The organism is Streptomyces sp. NPDC090021 (assembly GCF_044748225.1).
Classification (GTDB): Bacteria; Actinomycetota; Actinomycetes; order Streptomycetales; family Streptomycetaceae; genus Streptomyces.
Window position 1 is genome coordinate 39663 of the sequence record NZ_JBIVFO010000026.1, and the last position, 20159, is coordinate 59821.

The following is a 20159-nucleotide window of genomic DNA, read 5'->3' on the forward strand; positions in this document are numbered from 1 at the left end:
TCGGATGTCACGGGGTCCTGTTCCCCAGAGGTGGCGGGGTGCGGGTGGGGTGGGGCCGTCGGCAGGGGTGGCGCCGGGGCCGCTTGGCTCGCGTACAGGACCAAGTCGGATCGGTGTGGATCAGGCTTGGGGTCGGTCCGGCGGCAGACAGCTCGTCGTCGTGACGCGCATGAGGTCCACATGGCGGCGCTTGACGAGGTGAACGGTCATACGGTGAGCGTACGCCCGCACGAGCCGTCATCAGAACGGGTGATCCGGCCTGCCCGGACGGGCTCGCCCGCGGACCGGCTAGGCTGGACCCGTGGCAGTCGTCGATGTTTCCGAAGAGCTGAAGTCCCTCTCCTCGACCATGGGGTCGATCGAGGCCGTCCTGGACCTCGACAAGCTGAGGGCAGATATCGCCGTGCTTGAGGAGCAGGCCGCCGCGCCGTCCCTGTGGGACGACCCGGAAGCCGCCCAGAAGATCACGAGCAAGCTTTCGCACCTCCAGGCGGAGGTCCGGAAGGCCGAGACCCTGCGCGGGCGCATCGACGACCTCGGGGTGCTGTTCGAGCTCGCCCAGGAGATGGACGACGCGGACACTCTCGCCGAGGCCGAGACCGAGCTGGCGTCCGTCCGCAAGGCGCTGGACGAGATGGAGGTCCGGACCCTGCTCTCCGGCGAGTACGCCGAGCGCGAGGCCCTGGTCAACATCCGCGCCGAGGCCGGCGGCGTCGACGCCTCCGACTTCGCCGAGCGCCTCCAGCGCATGTACCTGCGCTGGGCCGAGCGCCACGGCTACTCCACGGAGATCTACGAGACCTCGTACGCGGAGGAGGCCGGCATCAAGTCGACCACCTTCGTGGTCAAGGCCCCGTACGCCTACGGCACCCTCTCCGTCGAGCAGGGCACCCACCGCCTGGTGCGCATCTCGCCCTTCGACAACCAGGGCCGCCGCCAGACCTCCTTCGCCGGTGTCGAGGTGCTCCCGGTCGTCGAGACCAGCGACCACGTCGAGATCGACGAGTCCGAGCTGCGCGTCGACGTCTACCGCGCCTCCGGCCCCGGCGGCCAGGGCGTCAACACGACCGACTCGGCCGTGCGCATCACGCACATCCCGACCGGCATCGTCGTCTCCTGCCAGAACGAGCGCTCGCAGATCCAGAACAAGGCCAGCGCCATGAACGTCCTCCAGGCCAAGCTGCTGGAGCGGCGCCGCCAGGAGGAGCAGGCCAAGATGGACGCCCTCAAGGACGGCGGCAGCTCCTGGGGCAACCAGATGCGCTCCTACGTCCTGCACCCGTACCAGATGGTCAAGGACCTGCGCACGGAGTTCGAGGTGGGCAACCCGCAGGCGGTCCTCGACGGCGAGATCGACGGCTTCCTGGAGGCCGGAATCCGCTGGCGCAAGCAGCAGGAGCAGACCGCGTAAGGCGGGAAAGCGCGCACGCCGCGCGCACAGGACACGGGAAGGGTCCGGACACGACAGGTGTCCGGACCCTTCCGTCACATGTGATCGGTACGCGGCGCGGGCACCGACGAGTACCGGCGCCGGGTCCCGCCCGGACAGCGCCTCCTAGGCGGTCTGCTGGGCCACCAGCACCAGAGCTGCCACGAGCACCACCATGAGCACGATCAGAGCCACGGGGTTCAGGCCGGAGAAGGGGCCCTCCTGCTGGAGGCGCTCCCGGTTCGCCCGGCACACAGGGCAGCGGCCCTGGCTGACGGGTGCGGCGCAGTTCGCGCACACGAGCCGGTCATATGTCATGCGCTCCTCCTCTCGTCCCCTCGGTCTTCCTTCTTGCCTAACGGCGCGGGGAACCGGACCGTTCCCCCTACCACTGTGCCAGCTTCGCCGACATTCGGCGCGGCCCGTCCGGGCAATCGCGGTCCGGACCCTCCGGGACCACGGGATAAACCGGACAACTCCGGATGCCGGGTCCACACCTCGGGCCCGTTCGCGTATGGTCACGCACACCTACTCCCGGCGACCATGGTGCACCCGTGATCCGATTCGACAGCGTCTCCAAGTCCTACCCGAAGCAGAGCCGCCCCGCACTCAGAGAAGTCTCCCTCGACATCTCGAAGGGCGAGTTCGTCTTCCTCGTCGGCTCGTCCGGCTCCGGCAAGTCCACCTTCCTGCGCCTCATCCTGCGCGAGGAGCGCGCCAGCCACGGCCAGGTGCACGTCCTGGGCAAGGACCTCGCCAAGCTCTCCAACTGGAAGGTCCCGCAGATGCGGCGCCAGCTGGGGACCGTCTTCCAGGACTTCCGCCTGCTGCCCAACAAGACGGTCGCCGAGAACGTGGCCTTCGCCCAGGAGGTCATCGGCAAGCCGAGGGGCGAGATCCGCAAGGCGGTCCCGCAGGTCCTCGAACTCGTCGGCCTGGGCGGCAAGGAGGAGCGCATGCCCGGCGAGCTCTCCGGCGGTGAGCAGCAGCGCGTGGCCATCGCCCGCGCCTTCGTCAACCGCCCGGCCCTGCTGATCGCGGACGAGCCCACCGGCAACCTCGACCCCCAGACCTCCGTCGGGATCATGAAGCTGCTGGACCGGATCAACCGGACCGGCACCACCGTGATCATGGCGACGCACGACCAGCAGATCGTCGACCAGATGCGCAAGCGCGTCATCGAACTCGAACAGGGCCGACTCGTGCGCGACCAGTCGCGCGGCGTCTACGGCTACCAGCACTGAAAGGCCCCCCAGAGTCATGCGCGCCCAGTTCGTCATGTCCGAGATCGGCGTCGGCCTCCGCCGCAATCTCACCATGACCTTCGCGGTCATCATCTCCGTGGCCCTGTCGCTGGCCCTGTTCGGCGGCTCCCTGCTCATGAGCGAGCAGGTCAGCAAGATGAAGGGCTTCTGGTACGACAAGGCCAACGTCACGCTCTACCTCTGCAACAAGCAGGACGCCCAGGAGGCGGGCGAGGCCGCCGCCAAGAACGGCACCCCGGGCGTGGCGACCTGCGCCAAGGGCGCGGTCACCGAGGACCAGAAGAAGCAGATCGAGGCCGAACTGGGGCAGATGTCCCAGGTGAAGTCCGTCGCCTACGAATCGGCGGACGAGGCCTACAAGCACTACCAGGAGCGGTTCGGCAACACGGCCCTCGCCTCCTCCATCACCCCGGACCAGATGCAGGAGTCCTTCCGGGTCAAGCTGAAGAACCCGGAGAAGTACAAGGTGGTCACCTCCGCCTTCGCGGGCAGGGACGGTATCCACACCGTCGACGACCAGCGCCAGGCCATCGACGACCTGTTCCGGATCCTGAACTACCTCAACATGGCCGCCATCGGCATCATGCTGATCATGCTGGTCGTGGCGCTGCTCCTGATCGTCAACACCGTGCGCGTCTCGGCGTTCAGCCGCAGGCGGGAGACCGGGATCATGCGGCTCGTGGGTGCCTCCAGCTTCTACATCCAGGTCCCCTTCATCATGGAGGCCGCCGTCGCCGGGCTCATCGGCGCGCTCTTCGCCTGCGCCATGCTCGTCTCCGGCCAGTACTTCGTGATCGACCACGGCGTGGGCCTGCGCGAGAAGATCCAGCTCATCGACTTCATGGGCTGGGGATCGGTGCTGGCCAAGCTCCCGTACGTACTGTTCATCGGCCTTCTGATGCCTTCCATGGCCGCTTTCATCGCCCTGCGCAAGTACCTGAAGGTGTGACAAGCGCCCCGCAAGTGGTCCGGTCAACCATCCGTACCGGCGCGGGGCTTGTCCTAGACTCGGCGCCATGCTGGGCTTGCCGAGTATCCCCGCCTTCTGTCTCCGGCCCCGCGACCCACGTCGCGGGGCCGTTTTGGCGTTAACGTTCGCCGCGGTCGTCGCCGTCGGCGCGTTCACCGGCTGCTGGGACCGCGCGGACGGTGCCGCGGTCGTGGCCCGTACGGACACGCCCGGGCCCGGGGCCGCGCGCCCGGAGGGCACCGCCGACCGCGAGGCGGTCGCCCGCGCCGCCGCCGAGGCCGTCGCCGAGGGCAAGTCCGGCAAGAAGGCCGCGCAGGAAGTGGTCAGCCGCAGCGGCGACCGCTGGGGCACGGTCTACGACCGGGGCGAGTACGCCGCCTTCGCCGAGGGCCTCGACGGGCACTGGACCGGGGTCGGGGTCTGGGCCGTGGGCACCCAGGACGGCGTGATCACGGTCGACGGCGTCGAGCCCGGCAGCCCTGCCGCCCGGGCCGGCCTGCGCGCCGGGGACCGCCTGCTGAGCGTCGACGGGCACGGGGTGACCGGGCTGGCCGTGGCCGACGTGGTCGCCCTGCTGCGCGGTACCGCCGGCACCCCCGTCGTGCTGAACCTGAGCCGGGACGGTGCCGACCTCACCGAGACCGTGGTGCGTGAGCGGCTGCGCACCGAGCCGGTGACCGTGCGGCGGCTCGCCGGCGACGTCACCGTCATCAAGGTGACCTCCTTCACCCGCGGTTCCGGCGACCGGGTCCGGGCGGCCGTCCGCGCGGCCCCGCCCGGCGGCGGGGTCCTGCTCGACCTGCGGGGCAACCGGGGCGGGCTGGTCGCCGAGGCGGTCACGGCCGCCTCCGCCTTCCTGGACGGCGGGCTCGTGGCGACCTACGACGTACGGGGCGAGCAGCGCGTGCTGAACGCGGCGCCGGGCGGGGACACGACCCGGCCGCTGGTGGCCCTCGTCGACGGCGGCACGATGAGCGCCGCCGAACTGGTGACGGGCGCGCTCCAGGACCGGGGCCGGGCGGTCGCGGTGGGCAGCAGGACCTTCGGCAAGGGCTCGGTGCAGATGCCGACCGAGCTCCCGGACGGCTCGGTGGCCGAGCTGACGGTGGGCACGTACCGCACCCCGGCGGGGCGCAGCCTCGACGGCGGCGGCATCACCCCGGACGTACCGGCCGGCGAACGGGCCGAGGAGCGGGCCGTCACGGTATTGGGTGGCCTCGGGGTGGGTCCGTAGTGCGAAAATGACCGCACTATGGCTAAGGAAAAAGGGCGCAAGCTGATCGCCCAGAACAAGAAGGCGCGGCACGACTACGCGATCCTCGACACCTACGAGTGCGGCCTGGTGCTCACCGGTACCGAGGTGAAGTCCCTGCGCCAGGGCCGGGCCTCGCTGGTGGACGGCTTCGTGTCGGTGGAGAGCGGGGAGGCGTGGCTCTACAACGTGCACGTGCCGGAGTACAGCCAGGGCACGTGGACGAACCACAGCGCCCGGCGCAAGCGCAAGCTCCTGATGCACCGGGAGGAGATCGACAAGCTGGAGCGCAAGGCCGACGAGTCGGGTCACACGATCGTGCCTCTCTCCCTGTACTTCAAGGACGGCCGGGCGAAGGTCGAGATCGCGCTGGCGAGGGGCAAGAAGGAGTACGACAAGCGGCAGACGATGCGGGAGAAGCAGGACACCCGCGAGACGAACCGGGTGATCTCGGCCATCCGTCGCAAGCAGCGCGGCACGGTTTAATCACCTGGCACGCGGTGGTCCACTTCGCGTACCATGGCGTCAGCACCGCCCCCCGGGGTGGAGCACATTGTTAAAAGAACATGGGGATGATCGGTTTCGACAGCGGATGTCGATGCAGGGGAAGCGAGCCGAGGAAGCGGCAATGATCTCGCTAACCACATGTCGCAAAAAATAATCGCCAACTCCAAGAGCGATAACTCCCGCTTCACCCTCGCTGCCTAATAACAGTGAGCTGAAGCCTCTGTGAGGAGCGTCAGCCCGGAAGTGGTCCCGGTCCGGATCCTGGCGTCAACAAGGGATCTAAACCTCTAGCCCCGGTCACGGGGGCCGGAGGGAAATCAAACAGTGACTGAGCCCGTCGGAGACTTGTCCGTGTGATCTCCGGGGCCGAGAAAAGCGCAGCGGACTGCGCTCGGAGAAGCCCTGCTTCTGCACCGTTGGACGCGGGTTCGATTCCCGCCATCTCCACTCATCCCATGTGGGCGAAGGCCCCCTGACCTGCGAGGAATCTCGCCAGGTCAGGGGGCCTTCGTCATGTGGGAGCCCGACGGGAGCACCACCCTTCAGGGAGCGTGACGGATGCGGCGGTGTGTCAGGTGCCTGGGTGCGGAGACCGATCGCTGTCGGCAGTGATGACCTCGATTCGGCAATGCGGCTTCTGAACGCCGCGTTTGATGCGCACGTCCGCCGTCAGCAGGTGGACGCCCAGCGCCTCGGCGAGGGCGACGTACGTGGCGTCGTAGGCGGAAAGGTTGGCGTACAGCTTTCGGATCCGGGGGAGCAGGGGGCCCGTATCGTGCCGCTGTACGCGCAGCCCCTGGTAGGTCTTGAAGTGCTCGTCGAGGCTCGCGGGGGCGATTTTGGAGCCGCGTGCCATGCCCAGAAGGGCGGAGGTGATCTCGGTGTCCAGCAGGTAGGGAGCGGCGAGAAGGTCTTCCTCGCCGATCCGCCGGCGGGCAGCGGCACCCCGGGAGCCCTTGTCCGTGAGGAACAGGACCAGGGCGGAGGAGTCCACGACGATCAACGGCCCATCCTGCCCGCGTCGATGGCGTCGAGGACGTCCTGGATATCAATGTCCTCCGTGGCGTAGCGCTCGGCACGGTCGGCCATTTCGGCGAGCGTGGGCTGGGTGGCGTCTCGGGTGACGAGGCTGAGCAGGTAGCTCTGCAGGGACTGCCCGGCCTCGGCGGCCCGGACCTTTATGCGGCGGGCGATGTCATCGGGGACTTCCCGGATCGTGAATGCAGTCATGACTGCATTTTATCGTCGATGCAGTCATTTTGCAGTCACTCGCAGCCGCTCGACAGTTGAGCCCTCCGGTCGCCTGCCGGTGGCTGGTGCCGGCGGACGTGTCGCACCGAGGGATCCCGTGCTCCCGCCGGGAGCACCAAGGGGTGCCGGATGCTGTCGGGTCGTGCCGTCTTGTAGGCCCTGAGCTGTGGGAATGGCGCCCCGGGCGGCTGGAGGTAGGGCTTGTTGGCGGGTTCTATTCCCGCCATCTCCACTCATCCCATGTGGGCGAAGGCCCCGCAGCCCCTCGGCTGCGGGGTCTTCGTCATGCCCGAAGCATCCCGCGTGACGGTGGGAACGGCGGTAGCGTGGGACCCACTCCCGAGAGGAGCCCGACCGAGGAGGACACGTGAGTACGCCGATCCCCGCCGAGGGCGGGCCGCTGATCCCCATGCCGGAACTCACGCCTGCAGCTCTGCGCGAGGCTGTCGCGAAGATCGCTCCGAGCCGCGTGCCCGACTTGACGCTGCACCTCTTCGAAGCCACGACGAACGCCCAGCAGACTCAGTCCCTGGCCCCGTTGCGCGCCTTCATCCACTCCTGGGCCGTCTTCGTGGAGATCGAACGCCATCCCCACAGGGCGGCACGCCTCCACGCACTGGAGCGGCTGGTCCAGGAAGGGGCGGACGATCCGGCGTCCGCCCTGGCGGAGATCCAGCAGATCCTCGACAAGGCGGAGGCCGTGACCGGCCTGTGAGCGACTGGACCTGGGACTACAACACCGACGACCACGCTCACGTGACCGGTGGTCTGCCGCCCGGTGTGATCGCGGAGGTAGAGCGCATCGCCACCGAATTGGCGGCACTGGGCCGGGACGCGGAGGCCGTCGGCCGTCCCACAGGAAGGCCTGGCGGCCTCCGCGAATTCGACATTCTCGGCGGCCGCGGCTTCATCAGCTTCCTCGCCGTCCACCGGCACGAGTGCGTCTACGTATGCAGGGTCACCTGGTACGAGTGACGCCCCGCAGCCACTCGGCTGCGGGGCCTTCCTTCACGGTGGTGCCGGTCCGGCGCACCGGGTGAGGGGCGTGTGCCGGTTCATGGCGGTGGGCCCCCGGCCGGGTGGCCGGGGGTCCGGGTCAGGCTTGGGTGGTGATCAGCAGAACGGGACCTTGTTGAGGTTCTTGGCGTAGCGGGCGGCGATCCAGCCGCTGCCGTCGGCGAGCTTGTACCAGATCGAGTTGCCGTCGACCTTCTGGCCGTTCACCTTGCACTGGAGGGCGACGACCGAGCCGGTCTTGATCTTGCCCTTGTGCGCGTAGTGCGTGCCGGGGCCGGAGCGGACACCGAGGCCCTTGCCGGGGGAGACGATCTTGGCCTTGGGGTGCTCGTGGTGGTCCTTGCCCTTGCCGCCGCACTTGCAGTCGCCGGGCTTGCCGGGCTTGCCGGTGTCGCCCTTCGGACCCTTGGGGCCCTGCGGGCCGGCCGGGCCGGGCTTGCCGGGGTGGCCCTTCGGGCCCTGGGGCCCTGCGGGGCCGGGCTTGCCGTCACGGCCGGGCTTGCCCTCGTGGCCCTTCGGGCCCTGCTTGCCGGTGTCGCCCTTCGGGCCCTGCGGACCGGCGGGGCCCGTGTCGCCCTTCGGGCCGTTCGCGGGACCCGGCTCGCCCTGCGGTCCGGGCGGCCCGTCGTGGCCCTTCGGCCCGCGCCTGCCGGTGTCGCCCTTGTCGCCCTTCTCGCCCCTGTCGCCCTTCGGGCCGGGCTCGCCGCGGTCGCCCTTGTCCCCCTTCTCGCCCTTCTCGCCCTTCGGGCCGTGCTTTCCGGGCTTGCCGTGGTCACCGGGCCTTCCGGGCCTTCCGGGCTTTCCGTCGTCCCCCTTGTCCCCCTTGTCGCCCTTGGGGCCCGACACCGGGGTGGCCACGGCGAACAGGGCCGGTGCCTCCACGTCCGTCGCCCACTCGCCGCCGGTCAGCGTCGTGCCGCCGGGCGCGTCGGCGTCCACCCGTACGGCCACGGACAGTTGGGTCTGCTCCTGCGCCGCGAAGCGGAAGCCGGCGCGGGTGCCCGCCTCGCAGGTCAGCAGGCGTGCGTCGGAGGACCGCGTACACGGCGCCGCCGCGCGGGTGCCGTTCCAGTAGAAGCGGGTCTCCGGGAAGGTCGTGCGCTCCGGAGCGGTGATGCGGAAGGTGCCGCTGGCGACCGGCTCCGCTCCGCCCCGGGCCGCGATGACGACGCGTCCCGTGGCTCCGGGGGCGATGGAGGGCACATAGGGCTGGTGGAAGCGGATGTCCGACGAGTCGGCGGACGCGGGGACGGTCGGCGCGAGGCAGGCGGCGGTGACGGCCGCGACGAACAGGGCGGCGGGCACGGAACGGTAAGCAGGCACGGGTGGTTCCTCCGCAAAGGGAAGGGCGCTGAGGGGAAAGCACCCCCAGTTATTGCGGATCCCCCGCGGTGGCCGTGCGTACCACGCGGGAATGATCACTCGTGCGCCGGATCGATCGCCCTGTCAGGGCGATCGCCAGGGCGATCAGGGCGGCCGCCGCCGGCACCGCGTACGCGGCGACCGGGCCCGGCCCCTCCACGACCCAACCGGCGCTCGCGGAACCTGCCGCGATGCCCGCGAGGATGGCGGTGACCGCCAGGGTCATGCCCTCGTTGAGCCGCCCCTCGGGGATCCGGGCGTGGACCTGCGACATCGCCGAGACCATCGTCGGCGCCGTGGCCATGCCGGCCAGCAGGAGGGCGCAGGCCAGGGCGGTCACGGAGCCGGTGGCGGCCGCGGCCCAGGGGAGGGTCATCGAGGCGGCCAGGGCGCACACGCACGCCTTCAACGAGCGGGCGCTCAGGGTGCCGTAGAGCAGACCGGCCGCGCATGAGCCCGCCGCCTGGAGGGCCAGGACCAGCCCGGAGGCGGCGCCCAGGCCCTGGACGTCGAGGTAGGCGATCGAGGCGACCTCCATCGAGCCGAAGACCACGCCCGTGACGAGGAAGAGCGGCAGCAGCGGGCCCAGCGCGCGCAGCGGTGAGCCCTGCCGCGGCGCCGCCGTCACGGGGGGCTGGGTGGCGCGGCAGGAGGTGAAGACCAGCATGCCGGTGAGCAGCAGGGCCGCCCCGGCGAGGGTGCCCGCCTCCGGGAACACGGCTGCGCACAGGAAGGCCGCCAGCACCGGTCCGAGCATGTAGCACAACTCGTCCGCGGCCTGTTCGAACGACATCGCCGTGTGGTGGGCGGCGGGGGAGTCGCGCAGCAGGTGCGTCCAGCGCGCGCGGGACATGCCGCCGATGTTGGGTGTCGTCGCGGTCGCCGCGTACGAGGCGAAGAGCGTCCAGGCGGGAGCGCCGCTACGGACGCACGCGACCAGGGACAGCGAGCCGAGGACCGCGATCAGGGTGGCCGGTACGGCGATCCGGGCCTGGCCGTGGCGGTCGATCAGGCGGGCGGTCCAGGGCGCCACCACGGCCGTGGCCGCGAGCCCGGTGGCCGTGACGGCGCCGGCGAGCGCGTACGAGCCCCGCTGGCCGGCGATCATCATGACCGCGCTGACCCCGAACATGCCCATCGGGAGCCGGGCGATGAGGTTCCCGGCGGTGAAGCCCCGGGCGCCGGGTACCGCGAACAGCCGACGGTAGGGGCCGGGTGTCCGCCCCGCGGTACGGGCCCGCGCGGCGGGGGCAGTGGGGTCGGCGGGGTCGGCGGCGGCGCCGGGCGCGGCGGCGGACGCGGCGGCGGGGGCGGTGTCGATGGCGGTGAGGACGAGGGTGCTGCCGGTGACGGTCATGAGGGGCATACAGCCACCCTCGGCCGGGGCGGGGCGCACCGTCCAACACCTGTTCCGAAGCCATTCACCCGTTCCTGTTGTTAGTCTCCGGGGGTGAATCCCCGTGATGTGGAACCCCGGCTGCTGCGCGGGTTCGTCGCCGTTGCCGAGGAACTGCACTTCACCCGCGCCGCCGCCCGCCTGTACGTCGCCCAGCAGGCGCTGAGCCGGGACGTCCGGCGGCTCGAACAGAACCTTGCGGCGACGCTGTTCGTCCGCACCACCCGCGCCGTCGAGCTGACCGCCGACGGTCAGCGCCTGCTGCCCCTGGCCCGGCGCGTGCTGCGCGCGCACGAGGAGCTGACGGACGCCTTCGCAGCCGGGGCCGCGGCCGGCGCGGCGCCCCGGCCGCTCCTCGTCGACCTGAACACCGACGGCCCCGGCACCGCGCGCACCGTGCTGGAACGGGCCCGCGAACTCGCCCCGGACTGCGAGCTGATGGCCCGCTTCGAAAGCGGGCTCACCCACGCCGCCGCCGAGGTCGCGGCCGGCCGGCTCGACGTCGCCTTCGGGTACGCCGACGGCCTCGACCCCGCGCTGCGGGCCCCGCTCGCGCAGCGGCCCGTACGGTACGAGCCGCTCGCCGTGCTGCTGCCCGAGGGGCACGCCCTGGCCGCGGGAGATTGCGTACCGCTCGACGCGCTGGCCGGGGAGACCGTGTACGCGGGCGCCGGGAACCCGCGGACCCTGGAGTGGACGGGGCTGGCGCGCGAGCTGTTCGCCGGACGGGGGATCCTCATGGCGCCGCCCGCGCCGGTCGCGATCGGCAAGGAGGAGTTCCGCCGGGTCATGGTCAAGACCGGCAACCCGGTGCTGGCGACGGTGGGGTTCCTGGACATGCCGGGGTGCGTCAAGCTGCCGCTGACCGACCCGGTGCCGCTGTCACCGCTGTCCATGGTGTGGCGCACGGGTTTCAGCCACCCCGGACTGGACGCCCTGCACGCCGCGGCCGACGGCCTGGCGGCCGAACGCGGCTGGCTCCGGCCCCCGGCCGGGAGCTGGCTGCCCGCCCCGCTCACACACCGCCCGGGCGGCGGGTGAGAGCAAGGTTTCCCGGCGGTCATCCGGCGGGGACCGGGGCCGAAACGCGCCTTTCCTACGGTCGGTGCCACGGACGCGACAGCTGTGGAGGCGTGTGATGACCGGAACCGCACCCCGTAGGCGGGGCCGCTGGATCGAGCAGTGGGATCCCGAGGACGAGACCTTCTGGAAGGAGACCGGGGAGCGGGTCGCCCGCCGCAACCTGCTGTACTCCGTGCTCTCCGAGCACATCGGATTCTCCATCTGGTCCCTCTGGTCCGTGATGGTCCTCTTCATGGGCCCCGAGTACGGCATCGACCCGGCCGGAAAGTTCTTCCTGATCGCGACGGCGACCTGCGTGGGCGCCGTCGTGCGCGTGCCGTACACCTTCGCCGTCGCCCGCTTCGGCGGCCGGAACTGGACCGTCTACAGCGCGCTGCTCCTGCTCGCCCCGACGGTCGCCGCGATCGTCGTCATGGAACCGGGCACCTCCTACGGGACCTTCCTGCTCGTAGCCGCCCTCACCGGGGTGGGCGGCGGAAACTTCGCGTCCTCCATGACCAACATCAACGCCTTCTTCCCGATGCGGAAGAAGGGCTGGGCGCTCGGCCTGAACGCGGGCGGCGGCAACATCGGTGTGCCCGTCGTCCAGCTGGCCGGGCTGCTCGTCATCGCCACCGCCGGGGCCGGACACCCGCGGCTGCTGCTCGGCGCATACATCCCGCTGATCGTGCTCGCCACGGTGCTGGCGGCCGTACGGATGGACAACCTGGCGCCGGTGCGCAACGACACCGGCGCGGTCCGCGAGGTCCTGAAGGACCCGCACACCTGGATCATGTCGTTCCTCTACGTCGGGACGTTCGGGTCCTTCATCGGCTACAGCTTCGCCTTCGGACTGGTCCTGCAGACCCAGTTCGGGCGCACCCCGCTCCAGGCGGCCTCGCTGACCTTCATCGGACCGCTGCTGGGCTCGCTGGTCCGGCCGGTGGGCGGGGCGCTGGCCGACCGCTTCGGCGGGGCCAGGATCACCCTGGGCACCTTCGTCGCGATGGCCGCGGCGACCGGAGTCGTCGTGTTCGCCTCGGAGCGCTCCTCGCTGACGGTCTTCCTCGTCGGGTTCGTGGCCCTGTTCGTCCTGAGCGGGCTCGGCAACGGCTCGACGTACAAGATGATCCCCGGCATCTTCCAGGCGAAGGCGCTGGCCCGCGGGATGAGCGGCGAGAGCGCCGCCGCGTACGGGCGGCGGCTCTCCGGGGCCTCCATGGGGCTGATCGGCGCCGTCGGCGGGCTCGGGGGCCTGGGCATCAACCTGGTCTTCCGGGAGGCGTTCCGCTCCTCCGGGTCCGGCACGACCGCCTTCGCCACCTTCCTCGCCTTCTACGCGGTGTGCTGCGCGGTGACGTGGGCGGTATACCTTCGCCGCCCGGCGGCCCGGGTGCCCCACACGGCCGAGGCCCCGGTGAAACCCCAGCTCACGTCGGTGTAACCGGGGCGAAATACGGGTGAACCGAGTCCGACACGCCGAGTTGGCAGGCTCGGTCCACCCGTACCGCCCCCACACGCGTCAGTAGGCAGGTCACGATGGACGACAGGAACACCCGCCCGCTCGCGGGCTTCACCGTCGGGGTCACCGCCGCCCGGCGGGCGGACGAGCTCATCGCGCTGCTGCGGCGGCGCGGAGCGTCGGTGCTGCACGCACCGGCGCTGCGGATCGTGCCGCTCGCCGACGACAGCGAACTGCTGGCCGCCACCAAGGAACTGATCGGCGCTCCGCCGGACGTGGTCGTCGCCACCACCGCGATCGGCTTCCGCGGCTGGGTCGAGGCCGCCGACGGGTGGGGGATCGGCGAGCAGCTGCTGGAGACCCTGCGCTCCACCGAACTGCTGGCCCGCGGGCCGAAGGTCAAGGGCGCCATCCGGGCCGCCGGGCTCGTGGAGGAGTGGTCCCCGGAGTCGGAATCGCTCGCCGAGGTACTGGACCGGCTGCTGGCGGCCGGGGTCACCGGCCGGCGGATCGCGCTCCAGCTGCACGGGGAGCCGCTGCCCGGCTTCGTCGAGGCGTTGCGGGCCGGCGGGGCCGAGGTGGTCGTGGTCCCGGTGTACCGGTGGATGGCCCCGGAGGACCTCGCCCCGCTGGACCGGCTGCTGGACGCCGTCGTCGGCGGCGGGGTGGACGCCGTCGGCTTCACCTCGGCCCCGGCGGCGGCCTCCCTGCTGTCCCGGGCCGAGGAACGGGGGATGCGGGAGGCCGTACTGGACGCGCTGCGCGGCGGCGGGCCGCTGACCGCGTGCGTCGGGCCGGTGACGGCACTGCCGCTCCAGGCGCTCGGTGTGGACACCGTGCAGCCCGAACGGTTCCGGCTGGGCCCGCTGGTGCAGCTGCTGTGCCGGGAGCTGCCCGGCCGGGCCCGGGTCCTGCCGGTGGCCGGGCACCGGCTGGAGATCCGGGGCCACGCCGTCCTCGTCGACGAGGAACTGCGGCCGGTGCCCCCGGCCGGGATGGCCCTGCTCAGGGCGCTGTCCCGGCGCCCCGGCTGGGTGGTGGCCCGCGCGGAACTGCTGCGGGCGCTGCCGGGCGCGGGGCGCGACGAGCACGCCGTGGAGACGGCCATGGCCCGGCTGCGCACGGCGCTCGGGGCGCCCGGCCTCATCCAGACGGTGGTCAAGCGCGGGTACCGGCTGTCGCTGGACGCGGGCGGCGAGGAGAAGTACGGGCAACTCCCGCAGGACGCAGCGGTGACGGCCAGGGGGGTCCTGGGCTAGCGTGCCGGGATGATCATTGACGGGGTGGAGATGAGGGGCGTCGCACTGGACGACGCCGCGGGACTGGCCGAGGCGTTCGCGCGGAACCGGGCGAACATGGCACCGACCGAGCCGCTGCGGACCGACGCCTTCTACACCGAGGCGGGGCAGCGGGAGCGGATCGGACAGCAGCTGGAGTCCCGGGACGCCGGCCGGCTGCTGCCGTTCGTGTTCGTGGACCTCGCGAGCGGCACCCCGCTGGGGACCATCAACCTCGGCAACATCCAGCACGGACCGCTGAGCAGCGGCGGCCTCGGCTACTGGGTCGACGAGGCCTGCCGCGGCAAGGGGCTGGCCACGGCCGGCGCCCAGGAGGTCTGCCGGATCGCCCGTGACGAGGTGGGGCTGCACCGGGTCGAGGCCGGGACCCTGGTCGACAACACGGCCTCGCAGCGGGTGCTGGCCAAGGCGGGCTTCGAGCAGTACGGACTCGCACCGCGCTACCTGCACATCAACGGCGCCTGGCGCGACCACCGCCTCTTCCAGCGGATCCTCCACGACCACCCGCCGGCGGCCTAGGGCCTGTATTGAGTTGCCCCGCGGCGTCGCGGCGCCCGGCACGCACCCCCGGCGCACGAGCCGAATGTCCTAGTAGCTCCGCTACGAGGATATTCGTCCCGCACGCCGAGGGCACGCACCGAACGCCGCTCCTTGCTCCACGGGGCAACTCAATACAGGCCCTAGCCCTGCCAGCCCCTCCGGCGTTTGAGGAGCGGGGATCCGGGGCGGAGCCCCGGCAGCGGTGCGCAGCACCGGTTCGGGGGCTTCCCCAGCGGGCGGCGTACGGGCACTCTGGGGAGGCGCCCCACGACGCGAGGCGGTGACGGGCATGCGGTTCGACTCCGGGCGGGTCTGCCTGGACCTGGTGGCCACTCTCGCCCCCCACGAGGGGATCCCGGACGGTGACGAGCTGCGGCTGTGGCTCGCCGGAGCCGGGCTCGTGCCCGACCGCACACCGCTGGCCCGGGTGGGCGCCGACTGGGCCGCGGCCTTCCGCGCGCTGCGCGCCGACGTGGAGACCCTCGTACGGACGGAACTGTCCGGGGGCGAGCCCGACGAGGACGCCCTGGCCCGGGTCAACGCGCTGGCCGCCGGACCACCCCCGGGGCTGTGCGCCGTACGGGACCAGGAAGGGCACCTCGTGCGGGAGTTGTGCGGCGGCGTGGAGTGCGGTGCGTTGCTCGCGGCGGTGGCCCGCGACGCCGTGGAGCTGCTGACCGACCCCGGTGACCGCGCCCTCCTGCGGGCCTGCGCGGGAGACGGCTGCACCCGCGTCTACCTGGACACCTCCCGCGGCCACCGCCGCCGGTGGTGCTCCAGCGAGCTGTGCGGCAACCGCGAACGCGTCGCCCGCCACCGCCGACGGCTCCTGGCGTCCGGATCCCGGTAGCCGGTGTACCACTGAGCGAGACGCGTTCCGGAACGGGCGTGCGGACCGGGGGCCGGTTCGCGTACGGTTGACGGTCGCCCATGCACGTCAGAAGGGGGCCTTGGTGGCCGCGCAGGATGCCGCTGTCGACAGCACGGCGGATTCCGTCCGCGATCGGGAGATCGCGGTCGAGCAGACGCATCTCGACCAGGTGTACCGACGCCTTGAGGAGAAGATCCACGAGGCGGAGTTCCTCATGAACGACGCCGCGAAGCGCGGGCAGGTCGGCACGCCCGGAGCCCTGGCCGAGCGCGACGCGCAGGTCTTCCGGGCGGGCATCCACCTGAACCGGCTGAACAACGAGTTCGAGGACTTCCTCTTCGGCCGCATCGACCTGGTGCTCGGCAAGGACGGGGAGCGCGGCCCGGACGGCGCGTACACCTCCGTCGAGCCCGCCGACGCGGCGATCCGCGAGGACCTCACGGCCGACATCGCCGAGACCCTGCACATCGGCCGCATAGGAGTCCTGGACTCCGACTACGCGCCGCTGGTCATCGACTGGCGCGCGCCGGCCGCCGCGCCCTTCTACCGCTCCACGCCCAAGGAGCCGGGCCGTGTCGTGCGCCGCCGCGTCATCCGCTCCAAGGGCCGCAAGGTGCTCGGTGTCGAGGACGACCTGATGCGTCCCGAGGTCACCGCCTTCCTCGACGGCCGCGAGCTCCCCGCCATCGGTGACGGCGCCCTCATGGCCGCGCTCGGGCGGGCCCGTACGCACTCCATGCGCGACATCGTGTCCTCCATCCAGGCCGAGCAGGACCTGGTCATCCGGGCCCCCGCCGCCTCCGTCGCCGAGGTGGCCGGCGGTCCCGGCACCGGGAAGACCGCGGTCGCCCTGCACCGCGCCGCCTACCTGCTCTACCAGGACCGCCGCCGCTACTCCGGCGGCATCCTGATCGTCTCGCCGACCCCGCTGCTCGTCGCGTACACCGAGGGCGTGCTGCCCTCCCTCGGCGAGGAGGGCCAGGTCGCCATCCGGGCGCTCGGCTCGCTGGTCGACGGGGCCGAGGCGACCACGTACGACGACCCGGCCGTGGCCCGGATCAAGGGCTCCTCCCGGATGCTCAAGGTCCTGCGCAAGGCCGTGCGCGGCACCCTGGAGCTCGGCGACGAACGGGGCCCGGCGCCGGACCGGCTGCGCGTGGTGGCCTTCGGCCGCCGCCAGGAACTGGAGGCCGACGAGCTGAACCGGATCCGGCAGAACGTGCTCGGCGGTACCGCGCCCGTGAACCTGCTGCGTCCGCGCGCCCGCAAGCTGCTGCTGGACGCCCTGTACGCGAAGACCGGCGCCGCCGGCCGGCACAGTGACCCGGAGCTCGCCGCCGAGCTGCGTTCCGCGTTCGACGAGGACATCTCCACCGAGGACGACTTCATCGGCTTCCTGAACGCCTGGTGGCCCGAGCTGACCCCGCGCCGGGTGCTCGCCGCGATGGCCGACGAGCGCAGGCTCGGCCGCTGGTCGCGCCGCGACCTCAACTCCCGCGAGACCCGCCAGCTGGCGCGTTCGCTGCGCCGGGCGGGCGCGGACGGCAAGGGTCCCCTCTCGGTGCACGACGTGGCGCTGCTCGACGAGCTCCAGCAGCTCCTCGGCGCCCCCGCGCGGCCGAGGCGGAAGCGGGAGATGGACCCGCTCGACCAGCTCAGCGGCCTGGAGGAGCTGATGCCGACCCGCGAGGAGACCCAGTGGGAGCGGGCCGAGCGGCTCGCGGCGGAGCGCACCGAGTACGCGCACGTCATCGTGGACGAGGCCCAGGACCTGACGCCGATGCAGTGGCGGATGGTGGGCCGCCGCGGCCGGCACGGCACCTGGACGGTCGTCGGGGACCCGGCGCAGTCCTCCTGGACGGATCCGGAGGAGGCCGCCGCCGCCCGCGACGAGGCGCTGGGGTCCCGGCCGCGCCGGCGCTTCACGCTCACGGTCAACTACCGCAACCCGGCCGAGGTCGCCGAGGTCGCCTCCCGCGTGCTGCGGCTGGCGATGCCCGGCATGGAGCCGCCGTCGGCCGTGCGCTCCACCGGGCTGGAGCCGCGGTTCACGGCCGCCGACGGAGAACTGGGCGCCGTGGTGCGGGAGGAGACGCGGCGGCTGCTGGAGCAGGTGGACGGCACCGTCGGTGTGGTCGTGGCCATGGACCGGCGCGCGGAGGCCGCGGGCTGGCTCGCCGACCTGGGCGAACGGGCCGTCGCGCTGGGCAGTCTGGAGGCCAAGGGCCTGGAGTACGACGCCACGGTGGTCGTCTCCCCGGCGGAGATCGCGGACGAGTCCCCGGCCGGCCTGCGGGTGCTGTACGTGGCGCTGACGCGTGCCACGCAGCAGCTGACCGTGGTCGCGGCCGAAGGGGACAAGCCGGACGTGGACGGGGTGCCCGAGCTGCTGCTGCCCCAGGGGTGACGCGCCGGTGACCCGCCGGTGCCCCGTCGGCGTCCGGCCCGTCGCGGGCGTACGGCCGGATGGTCCGCGGCCAGGCGCGTGGTCCCGGGAACCGACCGTCACCAGGGGGATCACATTCGGCGATCCTTTGTTAGCCTGGGTACGGCACCGACTCGATCCAAGCCCCCGGGCCCAACCTTCGTCGCTCAGAGCGACCACTTGCCGCGAGGCGAGCATGGCGGGTCGGTGTCATAGACAGAGGAAGAACCAGGTCCGCGCCCTCCACCCGTGGGGGGCGCGGACCTGTTTTGTATGACCCCACCCTTCCGAACCCCCTCCCATATCTCGTATGGTGGAAATGTCTTTCCGAATTTTGTAGCTGGTTACCTTGTACCGGCTGGTAGGTGGGACGATCGGACAACAGGTCCTGCCGCACCTGCTGTGGAGCGCGGGCCCTGTGTGTTAAGCGAACCAGGGACAGAAGAGGAAACACGGCCATGGCAACGGCGCCCAGCGTCTCGTATTCGATGACGGTCCGCCTGGAAGTGCCCGCGAGCGGAACCGCGGTCTCCCAGCTCACCACCGCCGTGGAGTCCTCCGGAGGATCGGTCACCGGTCTGGACGTCACCGCCTCGGGCCACGAGAAGCTGCGGATCGACGTCACCATCGCCGCGACCTCCACCGCCCACGCCGACGAGATCGTGGAGAAGCTGCGCGGCATCGAGGGCGTCAGCCTCGGCAAGGTCTCCGACCGTACGTTCCTGATGCACCTCGGCGGCAAGATCGAGATGTCGTCGAAGCACCCCATCCGCAACCGTGACGACCTCTCGATGATCTACACCCCGGGCGTCGCCCGCGTGTGCACCGCCATCGCCGAGAACCCCGAGGACGCGCGCCGCCTGACCATCAAGCGCAACTCCGTCGCAGTCGTGACGGACGGTTCCGCCGTGCTGGGCCTGGGCAACATCGGCCCGATGGCCGCGCTGCCCGTCATGGAGGGCAAGGCGGCCCTCTTCAAGCGCTTCGCCGGCATCGACGCCTGGCCGATCTGCCTCGACACCCAGGATTCCGACGAGATCGTCGCCATCGTCAAGGCCATCGCCCCGGGCTTCGCCGGCATCAACCTGGAGGACATCTCCGCGCCGCGCTGCTTCGAGATCGAGGCCCGGCTGCGCGAGGCCCTCGACATCCCCGTCTTCCACGACGACCAGCACGGCACCGCGATCGTCGTGCTCGCGGCGCTCACCAACGCACTGCGCGTGGTGGGCAAGGCAGTTGAGGACGTCAAGGTCGTCATGTCGGGCGCCGGCGCGGCCGGTACGGCCATCTTGAAGCTGCTCCTCGCGGCGGGTGTGAAGAACGCCGTCAGCGCCGACATCCACGGTGTCGTGCACGCGGGCCGCCCCGACCTCGTCGACGCGGCGGCGGACTCCCCGCTGCGCTGGATCGCCGACAACACCAACCCCGAGGGCTACACGGGCACTCTGAAGGAGGCCGTGGTCGGCGCCGACGTGTTCATCGGCGTCTCGGCCCCGAACGTGCTGTCCGGCGAGGACGTCGCCGCCATGGCGGAGGGTGCCATCGTGTTCGCGCTCGCGAACCCGGACCCCGAGGTCGACCCGGCCGTGGCCCGTCAGACGGCCGCCGTGGTGGCCACCGGCCGCTCCGACTTCCCGAACCAGATCAACAACGTGCTGGTCTTCCCTGGCGTCTTCCGCGGCCTGCTGGACGCGCAGTCCCGCACGGTGAACACCAGCATGATGCTCGCCGCCGCGACCGCGCTGGCCGACGTCGTCGGCGAGGACGAGCTGAACGCGAACTACATCATCCCGTCGGTGTTCAACGACAAGGTCGCCGGCGCGGTGGCGGGCGCCGTCCGCAAGGCCGCCTCGGCCGCCCAGAACGGGTCTGTGACGGGCCTCACGGCTCCCTGATCCCCGGCGCGTCGCGAGATGCGGGCCCGCCGGGCCGCCTCTAGGGTTGCGGGGATGCCAACGAGCTCCGCTGTTCGCATCCCACGGGTGCGGACGGAGCGTCACCGGGGCGTGACTGTGGCGCTTTTCGTGTGACCCCGGCGGGTGCCGGATTGGC

The 20159-nt window shown here is 71.6% G+C and carries 20 protein-coding genes and 1 other RNA gene; 15 read left to right on the top strand and 6 right to left on the bottom strand.

All coding sequences use genetic code 11. The features are described from left to right. Positions 1 to 120: 120 nt before the first annotated feature. Positions 121 to 210 (bottom strand): putative leader peptide, encoded by a 90-nt coding sequence (locus ACIPXC_RS21410; RefSeq protein WP_401620471.1) that lies wholly within the window; start codon positions 208 to 210, stop codon positions 121 to 123. A 91-nt stretch (positions 211 to 301) separates the two neighbouring features. Between ACIPXC_RS21410 and prfB the strand changes: the two genes are divergently transcribed. Beyond that, the gene (gene prfB / locus ACIPXC_RS21415) at positions 302 to 1411 is read left to right on the top strand and encodes a peptide chain release factor 2 (RefSeq protein ID WP_401620474.1); all 1110 of its coding nucleotides are present in this window, start codon (positions 302 to 304) and stop codon (positions 1409 to 1411) included. 144 nt (positions 1412 to 1555) lie between these two features. On the opposite strand, the gene ACIPXC_RS21420 is transcribed toward prfB, so the two are convergent. After that, a complete protein-coding gene (locus tag ACIPXC_RS21420) occupies positions 1556 to 1747 on the bottom strand; it encodes a hypothetical protein (RefSeq protein ID WP_030662818.1) in 192 nt (63 codons plus the stop codon). Between the two features lie 236 nt (positions 1748 to 1983). On the opposite strand from ACIPXC_RS21420, the gene ftsE reads away from it, so the two are divergent. The 5 genes from ftsE (at position 1984) to ssrA (ending at position 5873) form a co-directional block, all read left to right on the top strand. Then, entirely contained in the window at positions 1984 to 2673 is a 690-nt protein-coding gene (gene ftsE / locus ACIPXC_RS21425) for a cell division ATP-binding protein FtsE (protein ID WP_401620476.1), read from the top strand. A 16-nt stretch (positions 2674 to 2689) separates the two neighbouring features. Beyond that, positions 2690 to 3643 (top strand): permease-like cell division protein FtsX, encoded by a 954-nt coding sequence (gene ftsX / locus ACIPXC_RS21430; RefSeq protein WP_401620479.1) that lies wholly within the window; start codon positions 2690 to 2692, stop codon positions 3641 to 3643. Positions 3644 to 3710: 67 nt separating this feature from the next. Beyond that, a complete protein-coding gene (locus tag ACIPXC_RS21435) occupies positions 3711 to 4898 on the top strand; it encodes a S41 family peptidase (protein ID WP_401620482.1) in 1188 nt (395 codons plus the stop codon). 18 nt (positions 4899 to 4916) lie between these two features. Further along, a complete protein-coding gene (gene smpB, locus ACIPXC_RS21440) occupies positions 4917 to 5402 on the top strand; it encodes an SsrA-binding protein SmpB (RefSeq protein WP_401620485.1) in 486 nt (161 codons plus the stop codon). 82 nt (positions 5403 to 5484) lie between these two features. Continuing rightward, positions 5485 to 5873: a transfer-messenger RNA gene (gene ssrA, locus ACIPXC_RS21445) on the top strand. 121 nt (positions 5874 to 5994) lie between these two features. Here the strand turns inward: ssrA and ACIPXC_RS21450 are convergent. Both ACIPXC_RS21450 and ACIPXC_RS21455 read right to left on the bottom strand, forming a co-directional pair. Further along, on the bottom strand, positions 5995 to 6417 hold the full coding sequence (locus tag ACIPXC_RS21450; protein ID WP_401620645.1) for a type II toxin-antitoxin system VapC family toxin: 423 nt from the start codon (positions 6415 to 6417) through the stop codon (positions 5995 to 5997). A gap of 5 nt (positions 6418 to 6422) precedes the next feature. Further along, entirely contained in the window at positions 6423 to 6653 is a 231-nt protein-coding gene (locus ACIPXC_RS21455; RefSeq protein WP_401620488.1) for a FitA-like ribbon-helix-helix domain-containing protein, read from the bottom strand. A 430-nt stretch (positions 6654 to 7083) separates the two neighbouring features. Between ACIPXC_RS21455 and ACIPXC_RS21460 the strand changes: the two genes are divergently transcribed. Beyond that, complete coding sequence (locus ACIPXC_RS21460; protein WP_401620648.1) at positions 7084 to 7389, top strand: DUF6247 family protein; 306 nt, start codon at positions 7084 to 7086, stop codon at positions 7387 to 7389. After that, complete coding sequence (locus tag ACIPXC_RS21465; RefSeq protein WP_401620491.1) at positions 7386 to 7649, top strand: hypothetical protein; 264 nt, start codon at positions 7386 to 7388, stop codon at positions 7647 to 7649. The genes ACIPXC_RS21460 and ACIPXC_RS21465 overlap by 4 nt, the downstream gene beginning before the upstream one ends. 138 nt (positions 7650 to 7787) lie before the next feature. On the opposite strand, the gene ACIPXC_RS21470 is transcribed toward ACIPXC_RS21465, so the two are convergent. Continuing rightward, positions 7788 to 9014 carry a hypothetical protein gene (locus tag ACIPXC_RS21470; RefSeq protein ID WP_401620494.1) on the bottom strand — a complete coding sequence of 409 codons (1227 nt, stop codon included), beginning with the start codon at positions 9012 to 9014 and terminating at the stop codon, positions 7788 to 7790. 49 nt (positions 9015 to 9063) lie between these two features. After that, positions 9064 to 10410 (bottom strand): MFS transporter, encoded by a 1347-nt coding sequence (locus tag ACIPXC_RS21475; RefSeq protein ID WP_401620651.1) that lies wholly within the window; start codon positions 10408 to 10410, stop codon positions 9064 to 9066. A 93-nt stretch (positions 10411 to 10503) separates the two neighbouring features. Between ACIPXC_RS21475 and ACIPXC_RS21480 the strand changes: the two genes are divergently transcribed. The 7 genes from ACIPXC_RS21480 to ACIPXC_RS21510 all read left to right on the top strand — a co-directional run bounded on the left by ACIPXC_RS21480 (position 10504) and on the right by ACIPXC_RS21510 (position 20002). Then, positions 10504 to 11490 (top strand): LysR family transcriptional regulator, encoded by a 987-nt coding sequence (locus ACIPXC_RS21480; protein ID WP_401620497.1) that lies wholly within the window; start codon positions 10504 to 10506, stop codon positions 11488 to 11490. Between the two features lie 97 nt (positions 11491 to 11587). After that, on the top strand, positions 11588 to 12955 hold the full coding sequence (locus ACIPXC_RS21485) for an MFS transporter (protein ID WP_401620499.1): 1368 nt from the start codon (positions 11588 to 11590) through the stop codon (positions 12953 to 12955). 95 nt (positions 12956 to 13050) lie between these two features. Next, complete coding sequence (locus ACIPXC_RS21490; protein ID WP_401620502.1) at positions 13051 to 14232, top strand: uroporphyrinogen-III synthase; 1182 nt, start codon at positions 13051 to 13053, stop codon at positions 14230 to 14232. 9 nt (positions 14233 to 14241) lie between these two features. Next, complete coding sequence (locus ACIPXC_RS21495) at positions 14242 to 14790, top strand: GNAT family N-acetyltransferase (RefSeq protein WP_401620505.1); 549 nt, start codon at positions 14242 to 14244, stop codon at positions 14788 to 14790. A 310-nt stretch (positions 14791 to 15100) separates the two neighbouring features. Then, on the top strand, positions 15101 to 15661 hold the full coding sequence (locus ACIPXC_RS21500; RefSeq protein WP_401620508.1) for a CGNR zinc finger domain-containing protein: 561 nt from the start codon (positions 15101 to 15103) through the stop codon (positions 15659 to 15661). A 103-nt stretch (positions 15662 to 15764) separates the two neighbouring features. Next, positions 15765 to 18089 carry a HelD family protein gene (locus ACIPXC_RS21505; protein WP_401620511.1) on the top strand — a complete coding sequence of 775 codons (2325 nt, stop codon included), beginning with the start codon at positions 15765 to 15767 and terminating at the stop codon, positions 18087 to 18089. A gap of 476 nt (positions 18090 to 18565) precedes the next feature. After that, positions 18566 to 20002, top strand: a complete 1437-nt coding sequence (locus tag ACIPXC_RS21510; RefSeq protein ID WP_030662777.1) for an NAD-dependent malic enzyme — start codon at positions 18566 to 18568, stop codon at positions 20000 to 20002. Positions 20003 to 20159: the final 157 nt, after the last annotated feature.